This is a genomic window from Aeromicrobium sp. A1-2 (genome assembly GCF_003443875.1).
Taxonomy (GTDB): Bacteria; Actinomycetota; Actinomycetes; order Propionibacteriales; family Nocardioidaceae; genus Aeromicrobium.
On the sequence record NZ_CP027482.1, the window covers coordinates 2,256,708 to 2,270,474 of the forward strand.

11 protein-coding genes and 1 other RNA gene are annotated in these 13,767 nt (G+C 68.6%); 5 read left to right on the forward strand and 7 right to left on the reverse strand.

Translation table 11 applies throughout. The annotated features are described in order from the left end of the window. The 3 genes from C6I20_RS17130 to C6I20_RS11015 are packed head-to-tail and all read left to right on the forward strand — an operon-like array spanning position 1 to position 5,463. Positions 1–150: a hypothetical protein gene (locus C6I20_RS17130; protein WP_162891269.1), complete on the forward strand. Its 150-nt coding sequence runs from the start codon at positions 1–3 to the stop codon at positions 148–150. After that, entirely contained in the window at positions 147–4,691 is a 4,545-nt protein-coding gene (locus tag C6I20_RS11010) for an ATP-dependent helicase (RefSeq protein ID WP_118396008.1), read from the forward strand. Before C6I20_RS17130 ends, C6I20_RS11010 begins: the two co-directional genes overlap by 4 nt. After that, complete coding sequence (locus C6I20_RS11015; protein WP_118396009.1) at positions 4,684–5,463, forward strand: DNA-formamidopyrimidine glycosylase family protein; 780 nt, start codon at positions 4,684–4,686, stop codon at positions 5,461–5,463. Before C6I20_RS11010 ends, C6I20_RS11015 begins: the two co-directional genes overlap by 8 nt. Before the next feature lie 4 nt (positions 5,464–5,467). On the opposite strand, the gene C6I20_RS11020 is transcribed toward C6I20_RS11015, so the two are convergent. Next, entirely contained in the window at positions 5,468–6,958 is a 1,491-nt protein-coding gene (locus C6I20_RS11020) for an NAD(P)/FAD-dependent oxidoreductase (RefSeq protein ID WP_118398833.1), read from the reverse strand. 106 nt (positions 6,959–7,064) lie between these two features. Here C6I20_RS11020 and C6I20_RS11025 point away from each other — a divergent pair, with 106 nt between their 5' ends. Continuing rightward, on the forward strand, positions 7,065–7,700 hold the full coding sequence (locus C6I20_RS11025; RefSeq protein ID WP_118396010.1) for a vitamin K epoxide reductase family protein: 636 nt from the start codon (positions 7,065–7,067) through the stop codon (positions 7,698–7,700). Positions 7,701–7,708: 8 nt separating this feature from the next. On the opposite strand, the gene C6I20_RS11030 is transcribed toward C6I20_RS11025, so the two are convergent. Beyond that, a complete protein-coding gene (locus C6I20_RS11030) occupies positions 7,709–7,999 on the reverse strand; it encodes a 4a-hydroxytetrahydrobiopterin dehydratase (protein WP_118396011.1) in 291 nt (96 codons plus the stop codon). A 158-nt stretch (positions 8,000–8,157) separates the two neighbouring features. On the opposite strand from C6I20_RS11030, the gene C6I20_RS11035 reads away from it, so the two are divergent. Continuing rightward, positions 8,158–8,970 carry a class I SAM-dependent methyltransferase gene (locus tag C6I20_RS11035; RefSeq protein ID WP_118396012.1) on the forward strand — a complete coding sequence of 271 codons (813 nt, stop codon included), beginning with the start codon at positions 8,158–8,160 and terminating at the stop codon, positions 8,968–8,970. Positions 8,971–9,234: 264 nt separating this feature from the next. On the opposite strand, the gene ssrA is transcribed toward C6I20_RS11035, so the two are convergent. The 5 genes from ssrA to C6I20_RS11060 form a co-directional block, all read right to left on the reverse strand. Beyond that, positions 9,235–9,604, reverse strand: a transfer-messenger RNA (tmRNA) gene (gene ssrA, locus C6I20_RS11040). 103 nt (positions 9,605–9,707) lie between these two features. Continuing rightward, complete coding sequence (locus C6I20_RS11045; RefSeq protein ID WP_216822868.1) at positions 9,708–11,096, reverse strand: MFS transporter; 1,389 nt, start codon at positions 11,094–11,096, stop codon at positions 9,708–9,710. Continuing rightward, positions 11,093–11,965 carry an amidohydrolase family protein gene (locus C6I20_RS11050; protein ID WP_254052119.1) on the reverse strand — a complete coding sequence of 291 codons (873 nt, stop codon included), beginning with the start codon at positions 11,963–11,965 and terminating at the stop codon, positions 11,093–11,095. The genes C6I20_RS11045 and C6I20_RS11050 overlap by 4 nt, the downstream gene beginning before the upstream one ends. 2 nt (positions 11,966–11,967) lie before the next feature. Then, complete coding sequence (gene smpB / locus C6I20_RS11055; RefSeq protein WP_118396013.1) at positions 11,968–12,441, reverse strand: SsrA-binding protein SmpB; 474 nt, start codon at positions 12,439–12,441, stop codon at positions 11,968–11,970. 9 nt (positions 12,442–12,450) lie between these two features. Further along, complete coding sequence (locus C6I20_RS11060) at positions 12,451–13,698, reverse strand: M23 family metallopeptidase (RefSeq protein ID WP_118396014.1); 1,248 nt, start codon at positions 13,696–13,698, stop codon at positions 12,451–12,453. Positions 13,699–13,767: the final 69 nt, after the last annotated feature.

The following is a 13,767-nucleotide window of genomic DNA, read 5'->3' on the forward strand; positions in this document are numbered from 1 at the left end:
ATGCCGCCTGCGCAGCGCCGTAGCGCCGCGCTGTCCGCCCTGGTCGCGTCGTCGGAGGGCCTCCTGGGTGTGCGACGACCAGTGGCCGGCCGGGGCGAGCTGCTGCATCACGAGCGGATGTCGGTGCCGGCTGGGACGATGGAGCCATGAGCGGTCCGTTGAGCAGATTCGCCCCGGCGACCCGCGAGTGGTTCGCCGAGTCCTTCGACGCTCCGACGCCAGCACAGCTCGGCGCGTGGGACGGCGTGGCGGGCGACGACCACGTCCTGGTGGTCGCCCCGACCGGTTCGGGCAAGACCCTCGCGGCCTTCCTGTCCTCGATCGACCGGCTGATGCACGAGGGTGAGTCGGTCGGCACCCGGGTGCTCTACATCTCCCCGCTGAAGGCACTCGCCGTCGACGTCGAGCGCAACCTCCGTTCACCGTTGGTCGGCATCACCCGGGCCGCCGCCCGGCGCGGAGACCAGTTCCGCGAGGTCACGGTCGGCGTGCGCTCCGGCGACACCCCACAGCGTGATCGCCGTGCCCTGGTCTCTCACCCGCCAGACATCCTCATCACGACGCCCGAGTCGCTGTTCCTGATGCTGACCTCCGCGGCCCGCGAGACGCTACGCACCGTCGACACCGTCATCATCGACGAGATCCACGCCGTCGCCGGCACCAAGCGCGGCGCTCATCTCGCACTGTCCCTCGAGCGGCTCGACGCACTGCTGGACAGGCCCGCCCGCCGGATCGGGCTGAGCGCCACGGTGCGACCGCACGACGAGGTGGCACGATTCCTGGCCGGCTCCGCCAAGGTCACGGTCGTCGCGCCGGAGTCGCCGACCCGGCTCGCGCTCGAGGTCGAGGTGCCCGTCGACGACATGACCAAGATCCAAGCACCACGGCGGGACGAGGGCAGCGGCGCGCGTTCATTGGACGACGAGCAGCCCCGCGGCAGCATCTGGCCCCATGTCGAGGAGGCCGTGATGCACCGGGTGCTCGCGCACCGCTCGACGATCATCTTCGTCAACTCCCGCGGGGTCGCCGAGCGCCTCACGGCGCGACTCAACGAGGCCTACGCGGTTCACACCGAGGCCGAGGCGACCCCAGCCGACTCCGGACGGCCCGCGGCCCAGCTCATGGGCGGGAGCGCCCAGTCCTCCGGCGCCGAGGCGGTGCTGGCACGGGCGCACCACGGCTCGGTGAGCAAGGAGCAGCGCGCCCTGATCGAGGACGAGCTCAAGTCCGGCCGCCTGCGATGCGTCGTCGCGACGTCGAGCCTCGAGCTCGGCATCGACATGGGCGCCGTCGACCTCGTGATCCAGGTGTCGTCGCCGCCGTCGGTCGCCAGCGGGCTCCAGCGGGTCGGCCGGGCCGGTCACCAGGTGGGTGAGATCTCGCAGGGCGTCACGTTCCCGACCTCACGGCAGGATCTGCTGGGCGCCGCGGTCACGACGTCGCGCATGCAGCAGGGCCTGATCGAGCGCCTCGACGTGCCCGCCAACCCGCTCGACATCCTCGCGCAGCAGACCGTCGCGGTCACGGCTCTCGAGCCGGTCGACGTCGAGGAGTGGTTCGACACCGTCCGCCGCAGTGCACCGTTCGCAACCCTGCCCCGCTCGGCCTACGACGCGACGCTCGACCTGCTGTCGGGTCGCTACCCCTCTGACGAGTTCGCCGAGCTCCGTCCTCGACTGGTCTGGGATCGTGATGCGGGCACGATCACCGGCCGTCGGGGGGCACAGCGGCTGGCGGTGACCAGCGGCGGCACGATTCCCGACCGCGGCATGTTCTCGGTCAACCTCGCCGCCGGCACCGATGAGTCCGGCAGCCGCAAGGTCGGCGAGCTCGACGAGGAGATGGTCTACGAGTCGCGGATCAACGACGTGTTCGCCCTCGGCGCGACGAGCTGGCGGATTCAGGAGATCACCCACGACCGAGTCATCGTCACGCCGGCCTTCGGCCAGCCGGCCCGGCTCCCGTTCTGGAAGGGCGATGCGATCGGCCGCCCCTACGAGCTCGGCGAGGCGATCGGTGGCTTCGTGCGCGAGGCGTCGGGCCTCGGCGCCGACGAGCTGGCCGAACGCATGTCGGGCCTTGGCCTGGACCGCCGCGCCTCGGACAACCTCGGCGCGTATCTGCGCGACCAGCGTGAGGCCACGGGGCAGGTTCCGTCGGACCGCACCCTGCTGGTCGAGCGGTTCCGCGACGAGCTCGGCGACTGGCGGGTCGTGCTGCACTCCCCGTTCGGGCGACGGGTGCACGCTCCGTGGGCGCTGGCCGTCGCGGCGCGGATCATCGAGCGCTACGGCATGGACGGCTCGGTCGTCGCGAGCGACGACGGCATCGTCGCTCGCATCCCTGACACCGAGACCGAGCCCCCGGGGGCCGAGCTCTTCGTCTTCGACGGTGACGACCTCGACAAGATCGTCACCGAGGAGGTCGGCGGCTCGGCCCTGTTCGCCTCCCGGTTCCGTGAGTGCGCAGCCCGGGCGCTGCTTCTCCCCCGTCGCAATCCCGGGTCACGGGCACCGCTGTGGCAGCAGCGGCAGCGATCAGCCCAGCTGCTCGACGTCGCACGCAAGTATCCCGCCTTCCCGATCCTGCTCGAGACGGCCCGCGAGTGCCTGCAGGACGTCTACGACCTGCCGGCGCTGATGGCGCTGACCCGCAGGCTGGCCTCGCGGGAGGTTCGCATCGCCGAGGTCACGACCGAGCGCGCGTCGCCGTTCGCCCAGACCTTGTTGTTCGGCTACGTCGCCGCCTTCCTCTACGAGGGAGACACACCGTTGGCCGAGCGGCGAGCCTCCGCACTGACGCTCGACCCGACGCTGCTGGCCGAGCTGCTGGGCCGCGCCGAGCTCCGGGAGCTGCTCGATCCCGAGGTCCTGGAGCACACCGAGCTCGAGCTGCAGCGACTCACGCCAGATCGCCGGGCCAAGGACGTCGAAGGCGTCGCCGACCTGCTGCGCATGCTCGGTCCGCTGACGACCGCCGAGGTCACGGCCCGCCTTCGACCCGAGGTCGTCGAGCACGCAGCGCCATGGCTGGCCGAGCTGCAGGATGCCCGCCGGGCCATCGAGATCGCGATGGCCGGAGAGGTGCGCTGGGCCGTGGTCGAGGACACTGGCCGCCTGCGCGACGCGTTGGGGGTTGTGGTCCCGATGGGCATCTCCGAGGCCTTCCTCGAGGTCACTGCCGACCCGTTGACCGACCTGATCTCGCGGCACACCCGCACGCACGGCCCGTTCACGACCGACGAGGTTGCCGCCCGGTTCGGGCTCGGCAGTGCGGTCGCGGTGCAGGTCCTGCGCCGACTGGCGCGAGACGGACGGCTGACCGAGGGCGAGTTCCGTCCTCAGGCGACTGGCAGCGAGTGGGTCGAGCCCGGTGTTCTGCGCCGGATCCGGTCGCGATCGCTGGCTGCGGCCCGGCACCAGGTCGAGCCGGTCGAGCCCCTGACCTATGCGCGCTTCCTGCCCTCATGGCAAGGCGTCGGCAGCACACTGCGTGGCGCCGACGGTGTGCTTTCGGCGATCGACCAGCTCGCAGGGCTGGCCCTGCCGGCCTCCGCCTGGGAGTCGCTCGTGCTGCCGGCTCGGGTGCGCGACTACTCCCCCGCAATGCTCGACGAGCTCACGACGGCGGGCGAGGTCATGTGGTCCGGCGCCGGCACCCTGCCGGGCAACGACGGGTGGGTGCAGCTGCACCCCGCCGACCTGGTGCTGCGCGCCGCAGGTGCCCAGGAGATCGAGCCCGGGCCACTGCACGACGCCGTGATCGAGGCGCTGACCGGTGGTGGTGCATTCCTATTCCGCCAGCTCGCCGACGCCGTGGGCACCGACGACCATGGCGCGCTGACCCAGGCACTGTGGGACCTCGCGTGGGCCGGCCGGGTCAGCAACGACACCTTCGCCCCGGTGCGTTCGCTCGTCGGACGTGGCGGCGCCCACCGCACGACCCGATCCGCCCCGCGGGCGCGGATCCACGGTCGTCGGGCCCGTTCGCCTCGGGTCGCGACGCAGGGGCCGCCGACTGTCAGCGGCCGCTGGTTCGCGCTCACCGAGACGACCACGGACCCGACCAGTCGTCAGCTCGCTCGCACCGAAGCCCTCGTGGGCCGCTACGGCGTGGTGACCCGCGGATCGGTCATGGCCGAACAGACGCCCGGCGGCTTTGCCGGCATCTACCGCGTCCTGCGCGAGCTCGAGCAGACTGGCGCGGTGCTGCGTGGCTACTACATCGAGACCCTCGGTGCCGCACAGTTCGCCGCGCCTGCCACGGTCGACCGCATGCGTGGCCACGTCAGCGAGGACGACCGCCCGAGCCAGAGCCCCGCCCTGACCCTTGCGGCCACCGATCCGGCCAATCCCTACGGCGCGGCCCTGCCGTGGCCCGAGCGCCCCGTCGACGAGGGGGCGAGTCGGCACCGCCCGGCCCGCAAGGCCGGCTCCCTCGTCGTGCTCCACGACGGCCGAGCTGTGCTCTATCTCGAGCGCGGCGGCAAGAAGGCCCTGGTCCTCGACGAGGATCCCGTGCGGATCGCTGCGGCCGCAGCGTCACTGGTGTCCACGGTGCGGGCCCGGCGGATCAGCCGCCTCTCGATCGAGACCGCCGATGGTCACCCGGTCTCATCGACGCCGCTCGGCTCGGCACTGCTCGAGGCCGGGTTCGAGCCCACGATCAAGGGACTGCGGCTCGATGCCTGAGGGCGACACGGTCTGGCGCACCGCGCACCACCTCCACGAGGCACTGGCCGATCGTGTGCTGACCCGCACCGACTTCCGCGTGCCGGCACACGCGACCGTGGACCTCAGCGGTCAGACCGTCGACGAGGTTGTCAGCCGAGGCAAGCACCTGCTGATCCGCACCACGACTCACTCGATCCACTCGCACCTCAAGATGGAAGGTGCGTGGCACGTCCAGCGCCTCGACACCGACTGGCGCCGACCCGGCCACACCGCTCGTGCCGTGCTGGAGAACGACGAGTGGCAGGCGATCGGCTACTCGCTGGGCATCCTCGAAGTGCTGGACCGGCACGACGAGCAGGCGGCGGTCGGGCACCTGGGCCCGGACCTCCTGGGCCACGACTGGGACATCGAGGAAGCCGTACACAGGGTCACTGCGGTCGGCGAACGGCCGGTCTTCCTCGCACTGCTCGACCAGCGCAACGTCGCCGGGTTCGGCAACGAGTACGTCAATGAGCTGCTGTTCCTGATGGGGCTCGCGCCGACCCGTCCGGTCGGCGAGGTCGCCGACGTGCGGCGCGTCCTGTCACGGGGTCAACGCATGCTTGACGTCAACAAGTCACGTGTCGAGCGGTCGTTCACCGGCAGCACCAAGCACGGCGAGGAGCGCTGGGTCTACCGCCGCGAGCGGGCCCGGTGCCGCCGCTGTCGCACACCGCTGCGCCACGGCACGCTCGGCGACAAGCCGACGTCCGAGCGCAACATCTTCTGGTGCCCGCACTGCCAGGTGTGAGCCGTCAGGCCGGCACCGGCACCGGCACGGCGACCCGCGCGGCAAAGACCATGTCCTGCTCCAGGTCGGTGCGCCGCATGTCGTAGGAGTCCAGGAACCAGTTCTGCCGGATCGTCCACGGCGACGAAGAGCCCTGCCTGGGCAGGGTGCTGGCGACGCGCTGGACGTAGCCCGACGTCAGGTCCAGCAGCGGACGCTCCGAACCGGCTGCACCGACCGGACTGGGCATGCCGAAGGCGTATCCCTTGGCGTCCAGGTGGTTGATGAGCTTGCAGACGTACTGCGAGGTCAGGTCGGCGCGCAGCGTCCACGAGGCGTTGGTGTAGCCGACACACCAGGCCAGGTTGGGCAGGCCGCTGAACATCATGCCCTTGTAGACGTAGAGGTCGTGCGGGTCGATCGCGATGCCGTCGACCTCCAGGGCGAGCTGACCAAACGCCACGACCTGCAGACCGGTCGCGGTCACGACGATGTCGGCGTCCAGGTGCTCCCCTGACTCCAGGTCGATGCCTGTGGGGGTGAACTGCTTGATGTGCCCCGTCGCGATGGAGGCCTTGCCCTGACGCAGGGAACGGAACAGGTCGCCGTCCGGGACGATGCACAGTCGCTGGTCCCACGGGTCGTACTTCGGCGAGAAGTGGGTCTCGACGTCATACCCCTCGGGCAGCTGCTTGCGGACGCCCTTCAACAGAAGCTTGCGTGACGCCTTGGGGAACCGCTGGCAGAACTGGTACATCCCGACCGAGAAACCGGCGTTGATGCGCCGGATGGTGCGGTGGGCGATGCCGTCGGGCAGCGCCTTGCGCAAGAAGTCGGCGACCTTGTCGGTGGCCGGGAGCCCCATGACGTAGGAGGGCGAGCGCTGGAGCATCGTGATGTGCTCGACGTCGTCGGCCATCGACGGGACGAGCGTGACTGCGGTGGCACCGCTGCCGATCACCACGACCTTCTTGCCGACGTAGTCCAAGTCCGTCGGCCACTGCTGGGGGTGGATGACCTGTCCCTCGAAGGACTCCAGACCCGGGAACTCCGGGGTGTATCCACCGTCGTAGCTGTAGTAGCCCGAGCACAGGTAGAGGAAGTTCGCGGTCAGGACCGTCTCGGAGCCGTCGACCACCGAGGTCACGGTCCACAGGGCGTCGTCGCTGGACCACGAGGCGGACACGACCCGGTGACCGAAGCGGATGTGCGAGTCGATGCCGTAGTCAGTGGTGGCGCCCTCGATGTAGGAGCGGATGTCGTGTCCGTCCGCGATCGACTTGGGGTTCTTCCACGGACGGTAGGGGAAGCTCAGGGTGTACATGTCCGAGTCCGAGCGGACGCCGGGATAGCGGAACAGGTCCCACGTGCCGCCGACCGCGTCGCGCGCCTCGAGGATCGCGTACGACTTGCCCGGGCACTCGGTCTGCAGGCGATACGCCGCTCCGACTCCGGACAGACCTGCGCCCACGATGATGACGTCCACATGCCCTGCTGCCGCGCTGTCCACACTCATGATGACCTTCCGCATACCGTTGGTATGCGAAACAGTAACCCACTGTGACCCGCCTGACCACAGATCCACCGATCGAACTTTGCGCGCGGACTCTAGGATCACCGGTATGACAGAGCAGGCCCCCGCAGACGCCCGGCACGACGACCTCGACCACGACGAAGATCTCGCGGCGTTCGACGGGGCAAGCCCGGGTCTGGGCTGGTTGCTGACGATCGGCGGCGTGATCGGGCTGCTGTCCTCCGCCATCCTGGTCGTCGAGAAGATCAGCTTCCTGGAGAATCCCGACGAGACGCTGGGCTGTGACCTCAACGCGTTCGTGAGCTGTGGTGGTGTCATCAACACCGACCAGGCCTCGGCGTTCGGCTTCCCCAACCCGCTGATCGGTGTCGCGGCGTTCGCTGTCCTGGCAACCCTCGGGGTGCTGCTGGTCGCACGGGTACGGCTCCCGGGCTTCGTCTGGCTGGGTCTGCAGGCGGGCGTGCTGTTCGGCATCGGCTTCGTGACCTGGCTGCAGTCGCAGAGCATCTACGAGATCCAGAAGCTGTGCCCCTGGTGCATGGTGGTCTGGAGCGTCATGATCCCGGTCTTCGTGTGGACCACGGCGCGAAACCTGCGGACCTACCTGCCGGCCAATCGGCTCAGCCGCTTCGTCTCCGACTGGACCCTGCTGATCGCGATCCTCTGGTACATCGCGATCGCGGCCGCGATCTGGTTCAAGTTCGGTGACAACCTCTGGGCCTAGGCGTCTACCTAGATCGTCGCGTCCGCCACCCGCTCGAGCACCGTGGCCAGTTGGATGTCGCGGCCCGTCACCCCACCGACGTCGTGGCTGCTGAGCCGGATGTCGACCCGGTTGTAGACGTTGGTCCACTCCGGGTGGTGGTCCATCTCCTCGATCGGCCCGGCCGCGCGATTGATGAAGTTCAGCGCGGTGCGGAAGTCGGCGAACTGGAACGTCTTGACGATCGCCTCTCCCTCCTGCGACCAGCCGGGCAATGACTCGAGCGACTCTTCGATCTTGGCATCGGTGTAGGGAGACATACCTCGACGATACGTGCGGATCGCCCGCCGTGCCTGCGATGTCAGGGCGCTGGATCTTCCCAGCCGGGCCCGACAGGGAGTACGTTCGGCGCACGGGGTCGCGGCAAGGCCCCCGGCGGACCCAGATCGTGGTCCGCGGCACCGCCACAGGAGACGCCGTGACCGCTTCTGATGCCGACTTCGTCGGCGAGATCCCTGACCTGTACGACCGTTTGTTGGTGCCGATGATCTTCCAGGGTGCCGCCGACCTGCTGGCCGATGCCGTGGCCAGGATCGGTCCGGACGACGTGCTGGAGACCGCTGCGGGCACCGGCGCCCTCACGCGGGCGATGGTCGACCGCATGCCCCGTGCGCGGATCACCGCGACCGATCTCAACCCACCGATGCTGGAGCGGGCACGACAGCGCATCGGCGACGCCTCGCCCGTCCAGTTCCAGCAGGCCAGCGCCCTGGCACTCCCGTTCCCTGACGACTCCTTCGACGTCGTGGCCTGCCAGTTCGGCGTGATGTTCTTCCCCGACCGGATCGCGGGACACCGCGAGGCACGGCGCGTGCTGCGGCCGGGCGGTCACCTCGCCTTCAACGTCTGGGACGACATCGAGCACAACGAGATCGCGCACGTCGTCGAGGCAGCGCTCATCGCAGTCGTCCCCGATCCCGCCCTGAGCTTCATGAGTCGCACACCGCACGGCTACGCCGATCCGGATCTGATCCGATCGGACGTCGAGTCCGCCGGCTTCACGACGCTGAGCTTCGACCCCGTCGAGTCCGTCAGCCGTACGACGGCCGAGGAGGCGGCGCTCGTCTTCTGCCAGGGGACGCCGCTGCGAGGCGTCATCGAGAAGCAGGGGGGCATGACGCCCGTGCAGGCGACCGCGATCGCGACCGAGGCTCTGCTCGCGCGCTACGGGCCCGGCCCGATCGAGGGATCGATCCGCTCCTACCAGATCATGGCCTCGGCCCACGCCTGACCGGGACCCTTGATGGCAGTGCGCGGGGGCGGCTTCGCTTCATCGTCGTCACGCGACGAAGGCCCCCACCACCCAGAACAGGTGTGGTGGGGGCCTTCGTCTTTCGTGGAGCTGCGGGGATCCCTGGGCTGACAGCGCCCGGTGGCGGCTTCGCCGCGGTGGGGCGCTGTGTCGGAGGGGCCCGACTCGATTCACTGCACTGTCGATGAATGAGAATTGCCCCCCGCCACCCCAAGAACGGGGGTGGCGGGGGGCAATTCTCATTCGTGGAGCTGCGGGGAATCGAACCCCGGTCCTATGGCGCTGAGTCAGGGCTTCTCCGGGTGCAGTCCGTCTAATCGCTTTTCTCAGCCCCGGCACTCGAACGGACGCGTCGCCGACAGGCTCAGTCGCAGAAAAGTCCCGATCACACGCTGCGACGCCGTGTGACCAGCAAGTCCCCTAAATGAGACTGGCAATCCGGAGCGGGAACGCCCCCGGACCAGCCCTTCACCTATCGCTTAAGCAGCGAGGGCGAAGTCAGTGCGCTTTGAATCGGCACTTGTTGGTTTCCAGAGATCGTTTAAGAGATAACCCTGGATCCTCTACCCGCTTCACCTGAATCGAACGACCTTAGTCGAAACCGATCAGCCCCTCTTGAGTTTTCAATCGCTGCCGAGGCAACGTCTTCATCCTACTCCTCCACAACGACGATTCCGATCGAACAATTCCTGCGCCGTCCCTGCCGCTGCGATCGTCTAGTCGGCCTGCAGGGCCGTGGGGCTGACCTTGGGCCCGCGGACCAACGCCACCGCGAATCCCGATGCGACCACCAGCATGCCGGCACAGATCAGCATTCCCAGACGGAAGCCGGGGCCGAAGATGGCGGGATCGGCGAAGCTCTGGCCCGAGATGCCGGCGATCGGGGGGATCGCCGCGACGGCCAGGAGCGACGCCGTGCGGGCGACGGCGTTGTTGATGCCCGAGGCGACGCCGGTCTGGGACACCGGAACAGCGGCCAGGACCGCCGTCGTCAGCGGCGCGACCAGCACCGTGATGCCAGCGCCGAAAACGATGGATCCCGGCAGGACGTCGGTCCAGAAGCTGGCACCCTCGCCGATCCGCAACATCAGCAGCAGTCCGGAAGCGGCGATCAGCGGCCCGAGCGTCATGGGCCAGCGCGGGCCGACCCGCGCGCCGAGCGCGCCGGCCTTCGACGCGAACAGCACCATGATGATCGTCAGGGGCACAGTCGCGAGGCCCGCGACGAGAGGCGAGAATCCCGAGACGTACTGCAGCTGCTGGACAAGGAGGAACAGCGCGGCGCCGAGTGCCCCGTAGATCGCGAACGTACAGATGTTGGCCGCGGTGAAGACCCGGTCGCTGAACAGGCTCAGCGGCACCAGGGCGTGGGGGGTGCGCTTCTGGTGGATCACGAACACGACCAACAGCGCCAGACCGACGAGTCCCCACGCCTCCGACTTCTCGACCAGGCCGTACGTCAGCGCGGCCAGGCCGACGGCCGTCAGACCGGCCCCGCCGAAGTCGATCCTGCCCTGATCACCCGTCGTCTCCGGCACGTGCCGGAGGGAGAGCCACACCACGAGGACCGCCAACGGCACGTTGATCCAGAAGATCGCCCGCCATCCCACGGTGTCGACGAGCCAACCCCCGAGCAGTGGCCCGATCGAGCTCGTCACTCCGGCCAGCCCCGACCACGCACCGATCGCGGCGCCTCGGTCCTCCGGCGCGAACGAGGCCGAGATGATCGCCAGGCTCCCCGGCGTCAGCAGAGCAGCACCGACGCCCTGCAGCCCACGGGCCGTGACCAGCACCTCGATCGTCGGAGCGAGCGCGCACAGCACCGACGAAGCGGCGAACCATGTGACCCCGGTGATGAAGACCTTGCGACGACCGAGTCGATCCCCCAGCGATCCGCCGACCAGGATCAGGGCCGCAAGCGTGAGGGTGTACCCGTTGACGATCCACTGGACCCCTGCCGCACCCGCGTCGAGGTCGGCATTCATCGCCGGCAGCGCCAGGCCCACGATCGATCCGTCAAGGAACGCCATCCCGGAGCCGAGGATCATCGCCGCCAGCAGCCACTTGCCCTGCGGGGTCGCCAGCCGGATGCTGCCGGCGTTCACGCCGAGACTCCGAACAGCTCCGACCCGTTGTGCCAGAGGACGCTGCGCATCCAGTCGTCACCCAGGTCGAGCCGCTGAAGCACCTCAACCTGGTGGGCGTACGCGTACGGGATGTTCGGGAAGTCGGTGCCGAACAGGATCTTGTCCTGCAGGTCGCCCAGTCGCGGGACGATTTCCGCGGGGACGGGGACCCCCCAGAAGTCGACGAAGGCCATCGTCGTGTCGAGCCGCACGTTGTCGTAGCGCTCGGCCAGGTCAAGAAATTCCGCGACCTCCGGCATGCCCAGGTGGGCGATCACCAGCGCCAGGTCGGGGTGCCGGGTCAGGACGTCGGCGACATTGGCCGGACCGGTGTGCTCGCCGGGTGCCGGTCCCGATCCGGCGTGCAGGACGATCGGGGTGCCGCTCGCCGCCAGCACTTCCCACACGGGTTCGAGCAAAGGGTCGTTCGGCGCGAAGTTGCCGACCTGCACATGCGCCTTGAAGACCTCGACGCCATCGGCGATGAGCTTGGGCACATACGTCGCCGCATCGGGCTCGGGGAAGAACGTCGCCGAGCGCAGCGCGTCGGGCGTCTGCTCCGCGAACTGCGTGGTCCAGTCGTTCATGAACTCCGCGATGCCCGGCTTGTGGGCGTACGACAGGGTCGAGAACTTGCGCACGCCCATGGCTCGCAGCTGCGCCACCCGCTCGTCGTCGGTGCCCCGGTAGGTGATGGGCCACTCGCGCCCGAGCATCGGCCCGGCGGCATCGAAGTAGGCCCACACCTTGGCCAGGATCGCCGGCGGCATGAAGTGGGTGTGGACGTCGATGATGCCGGGAAGTCCGAGATCGTCGAGCAGCGCAGGCAGGTCGCCGTCGTGCAGCACGGTTACATCCCCTTGAGTCGGCGTCCGAGGTCTCGCTCGGCCTCGCGGGTCGCATCGCGCTCGGCGATCGCGTGCCGCTTGTCGTACGTCTTCTTGCCCTTCGCCAGGGCTATCTCGACCTTGGCCCGACCATCTTTGAAGTACAGCGAGAGCGGGACGATCGTCAGCCCCTTCTCATGCGTACGGCGCTCGATACGGTCGATCTCCTGGCGGTTGAGCAGCATCTTGCGGCGCCGGCGGGTCTCGTGATTGGTCCACGTGCCCTGCGTGTACTCCGGGATGTGGACGTGCAGCAGCCATGCCTCACCGCGCTCGATCTCACCGAACCCGTCGACCAGGGATGCGCGACCAGCACGCAACGACTTCACCTCGGTGCCCGTCAGGACCAGACCGGCCTCGAAGGTGTCCTCGATGTGATAGTCGTGGCGCGCCTTCTTGTTCTGCGCAACGAGCTTGCGCCCGGTTTCCTTGGCCACTCGAACAGGCTACAGCCAGCCCGCAGGATTCGTGGTCTGCCCGTTCGCGATGACCATGAAGTGCAGGTGGCAGCCGGTCGAGTAGCCGGTCGTGCCGGAGTAGCCGATGACCTGCCCACGCGAGACCCGCTGACCTGGGCTAACGATCCAGCGGGTCAGGTGGTTGTAGGTCGTGACGATGCTCTTGCCGCGCATGCTGCCGTTGTTGAGGACGACCCGGTTGCCATAACCGGCGTTGTAATAGGTCTGCAGGACTGTGCCGCCGGCGGCTGCCTTGATCGGGGTGCCACACGGGACTCCGAAGTCGGTGCCGTCGTGCAGCTTGTAGACGTGCAGCACGGGGTGGAACCGCATCCCGTAGCTGGACGTGACCCCATAGCCCGATGCGGGGTAGGACAAGGCCCCGCCGCCGTCTCCGCCGGCCTCCTTGACCTGCTTGGGGGTCAGCGCACGGATCTGCGCCTCGAGCCGGGTGCGCTCGGACTCCAGCTCGGCGACCTGCTTCTTGTCCTCGCGACGCACCTCCTCGGCGCTGTCGGCAGCACCACGGCGGTCCGAGACGAGCTGCGCGACCTCGGTCGCCTGGCTCACGGCTGCCGCTTCGAGCTCTCGCTTGCGCACCAGGTTGGCCGCGGCGGCCTCCCGCTGGGCCTTGACCTTGTCGCGCAGCTTCTTGACCTTGTCGCGATTCACCTCGAGGATCACCCGGGTCGCTGCTAGTCCCTGCATCGTGGCGAGCTGATCGTCACTGACCGCGTCGTTGAGGCTCATCTGCTCGGAGAACGCACTGGGCTCCTCCCCCTGCAGGAGCTCGCTGAAGGCGCGCATGCCCGGATCACCCTGCTGGATGTTCTCCACCGCGAACTGCTCGACCGCGGCTTCGGAAGTGGCCAACGCCTTCTCGCCCCTGCCGAGGCGCGCCTTAGCGGCGTCCAGCTCGGCCTCCGACGCGACCAGCTTGGCCTGCATCTCGTCATCCTGTGCCTTGGCTGTCGCCAGCGCACCACGAGTGCCGCTCAGCGTCGTGCGAGCCGCATCGAGCTTGCCCTGCGCCTTCTTGAGCGCCGCCAGCGCATCTGCGTACTTCTTCGACGAGAGCTCGAGATCCTTCTTGGCATCACCGATCTTGCCGCTGACACCGCTCTTCTCCTTCTCCAGATCGCTCTTCTTGTCTGCGAAGGAGGGCGTCGTGAGGGTGGCGACCAGAGCGGTCGCCAGCAGCGACGCCGTCAGCGCTTTGCGCGTGGTGGAAAACATGACCTCGACCTTGGGGGAAGGTTCTTCAGCGAGCTGAAGACTGTCGATACTAAACTGTCAACCACGACT

Excerpts from the sequence above, each read along its gene's own strand:
- C6I20_RS11030 (WP_118396011.1), bottom strand. The coding sequence starts at position 7,999 with ATGTCTCCCTACACCGATGCCAAGATCGAAGAGTCGCTCGAGTCATTG.
- C6I20_RS11020 (WP_118398833.1), bottom strand. The coding sequence starts at position 6,958 with ATGAGTGTGGACAGCGCGGCAGCAGGGCATGTGGACGTCATCATCGTG.
- C6I20_RS11025 (WP_118396010.1), top strand. The coding sequence starts at position 7,065 with ATGACAGAGCAGGCCCCCGCAGACGCCCGGCACGACGACCTCGACCAC.
- C6I20_RS11010 (WP_118396008.1), top strand. The coding sequence starts at position 147 with ATGAGCGGTCCGTTGAGCAGATTCGCCCCGGCGACCCGCGAGTGGTTC.
- C6I20_RS11060 (WP_118396014.1), bottom strand. The coding sequence starts at position 13,698 with ATGTTTTCCACCACGCGCAAAGCGCTGACGGCGTCGCTGCTGGCGACC.
- C6I20_RS11015 (WP_118396009.1), top strand. The coding sequence starts at position 4,684 with ATGCCTGAGGGCGACACGGTCTGGCGCACCGCGCACCACCTCCACGAG.
- C6I20_RS17130 (WP_162891269.1), top strand. The coding sequence starts at position 1 with ATGCCGCCTGCGCAGCGCCGTAGCGCCGCGCTGTCCGCCCTGGTCGCG.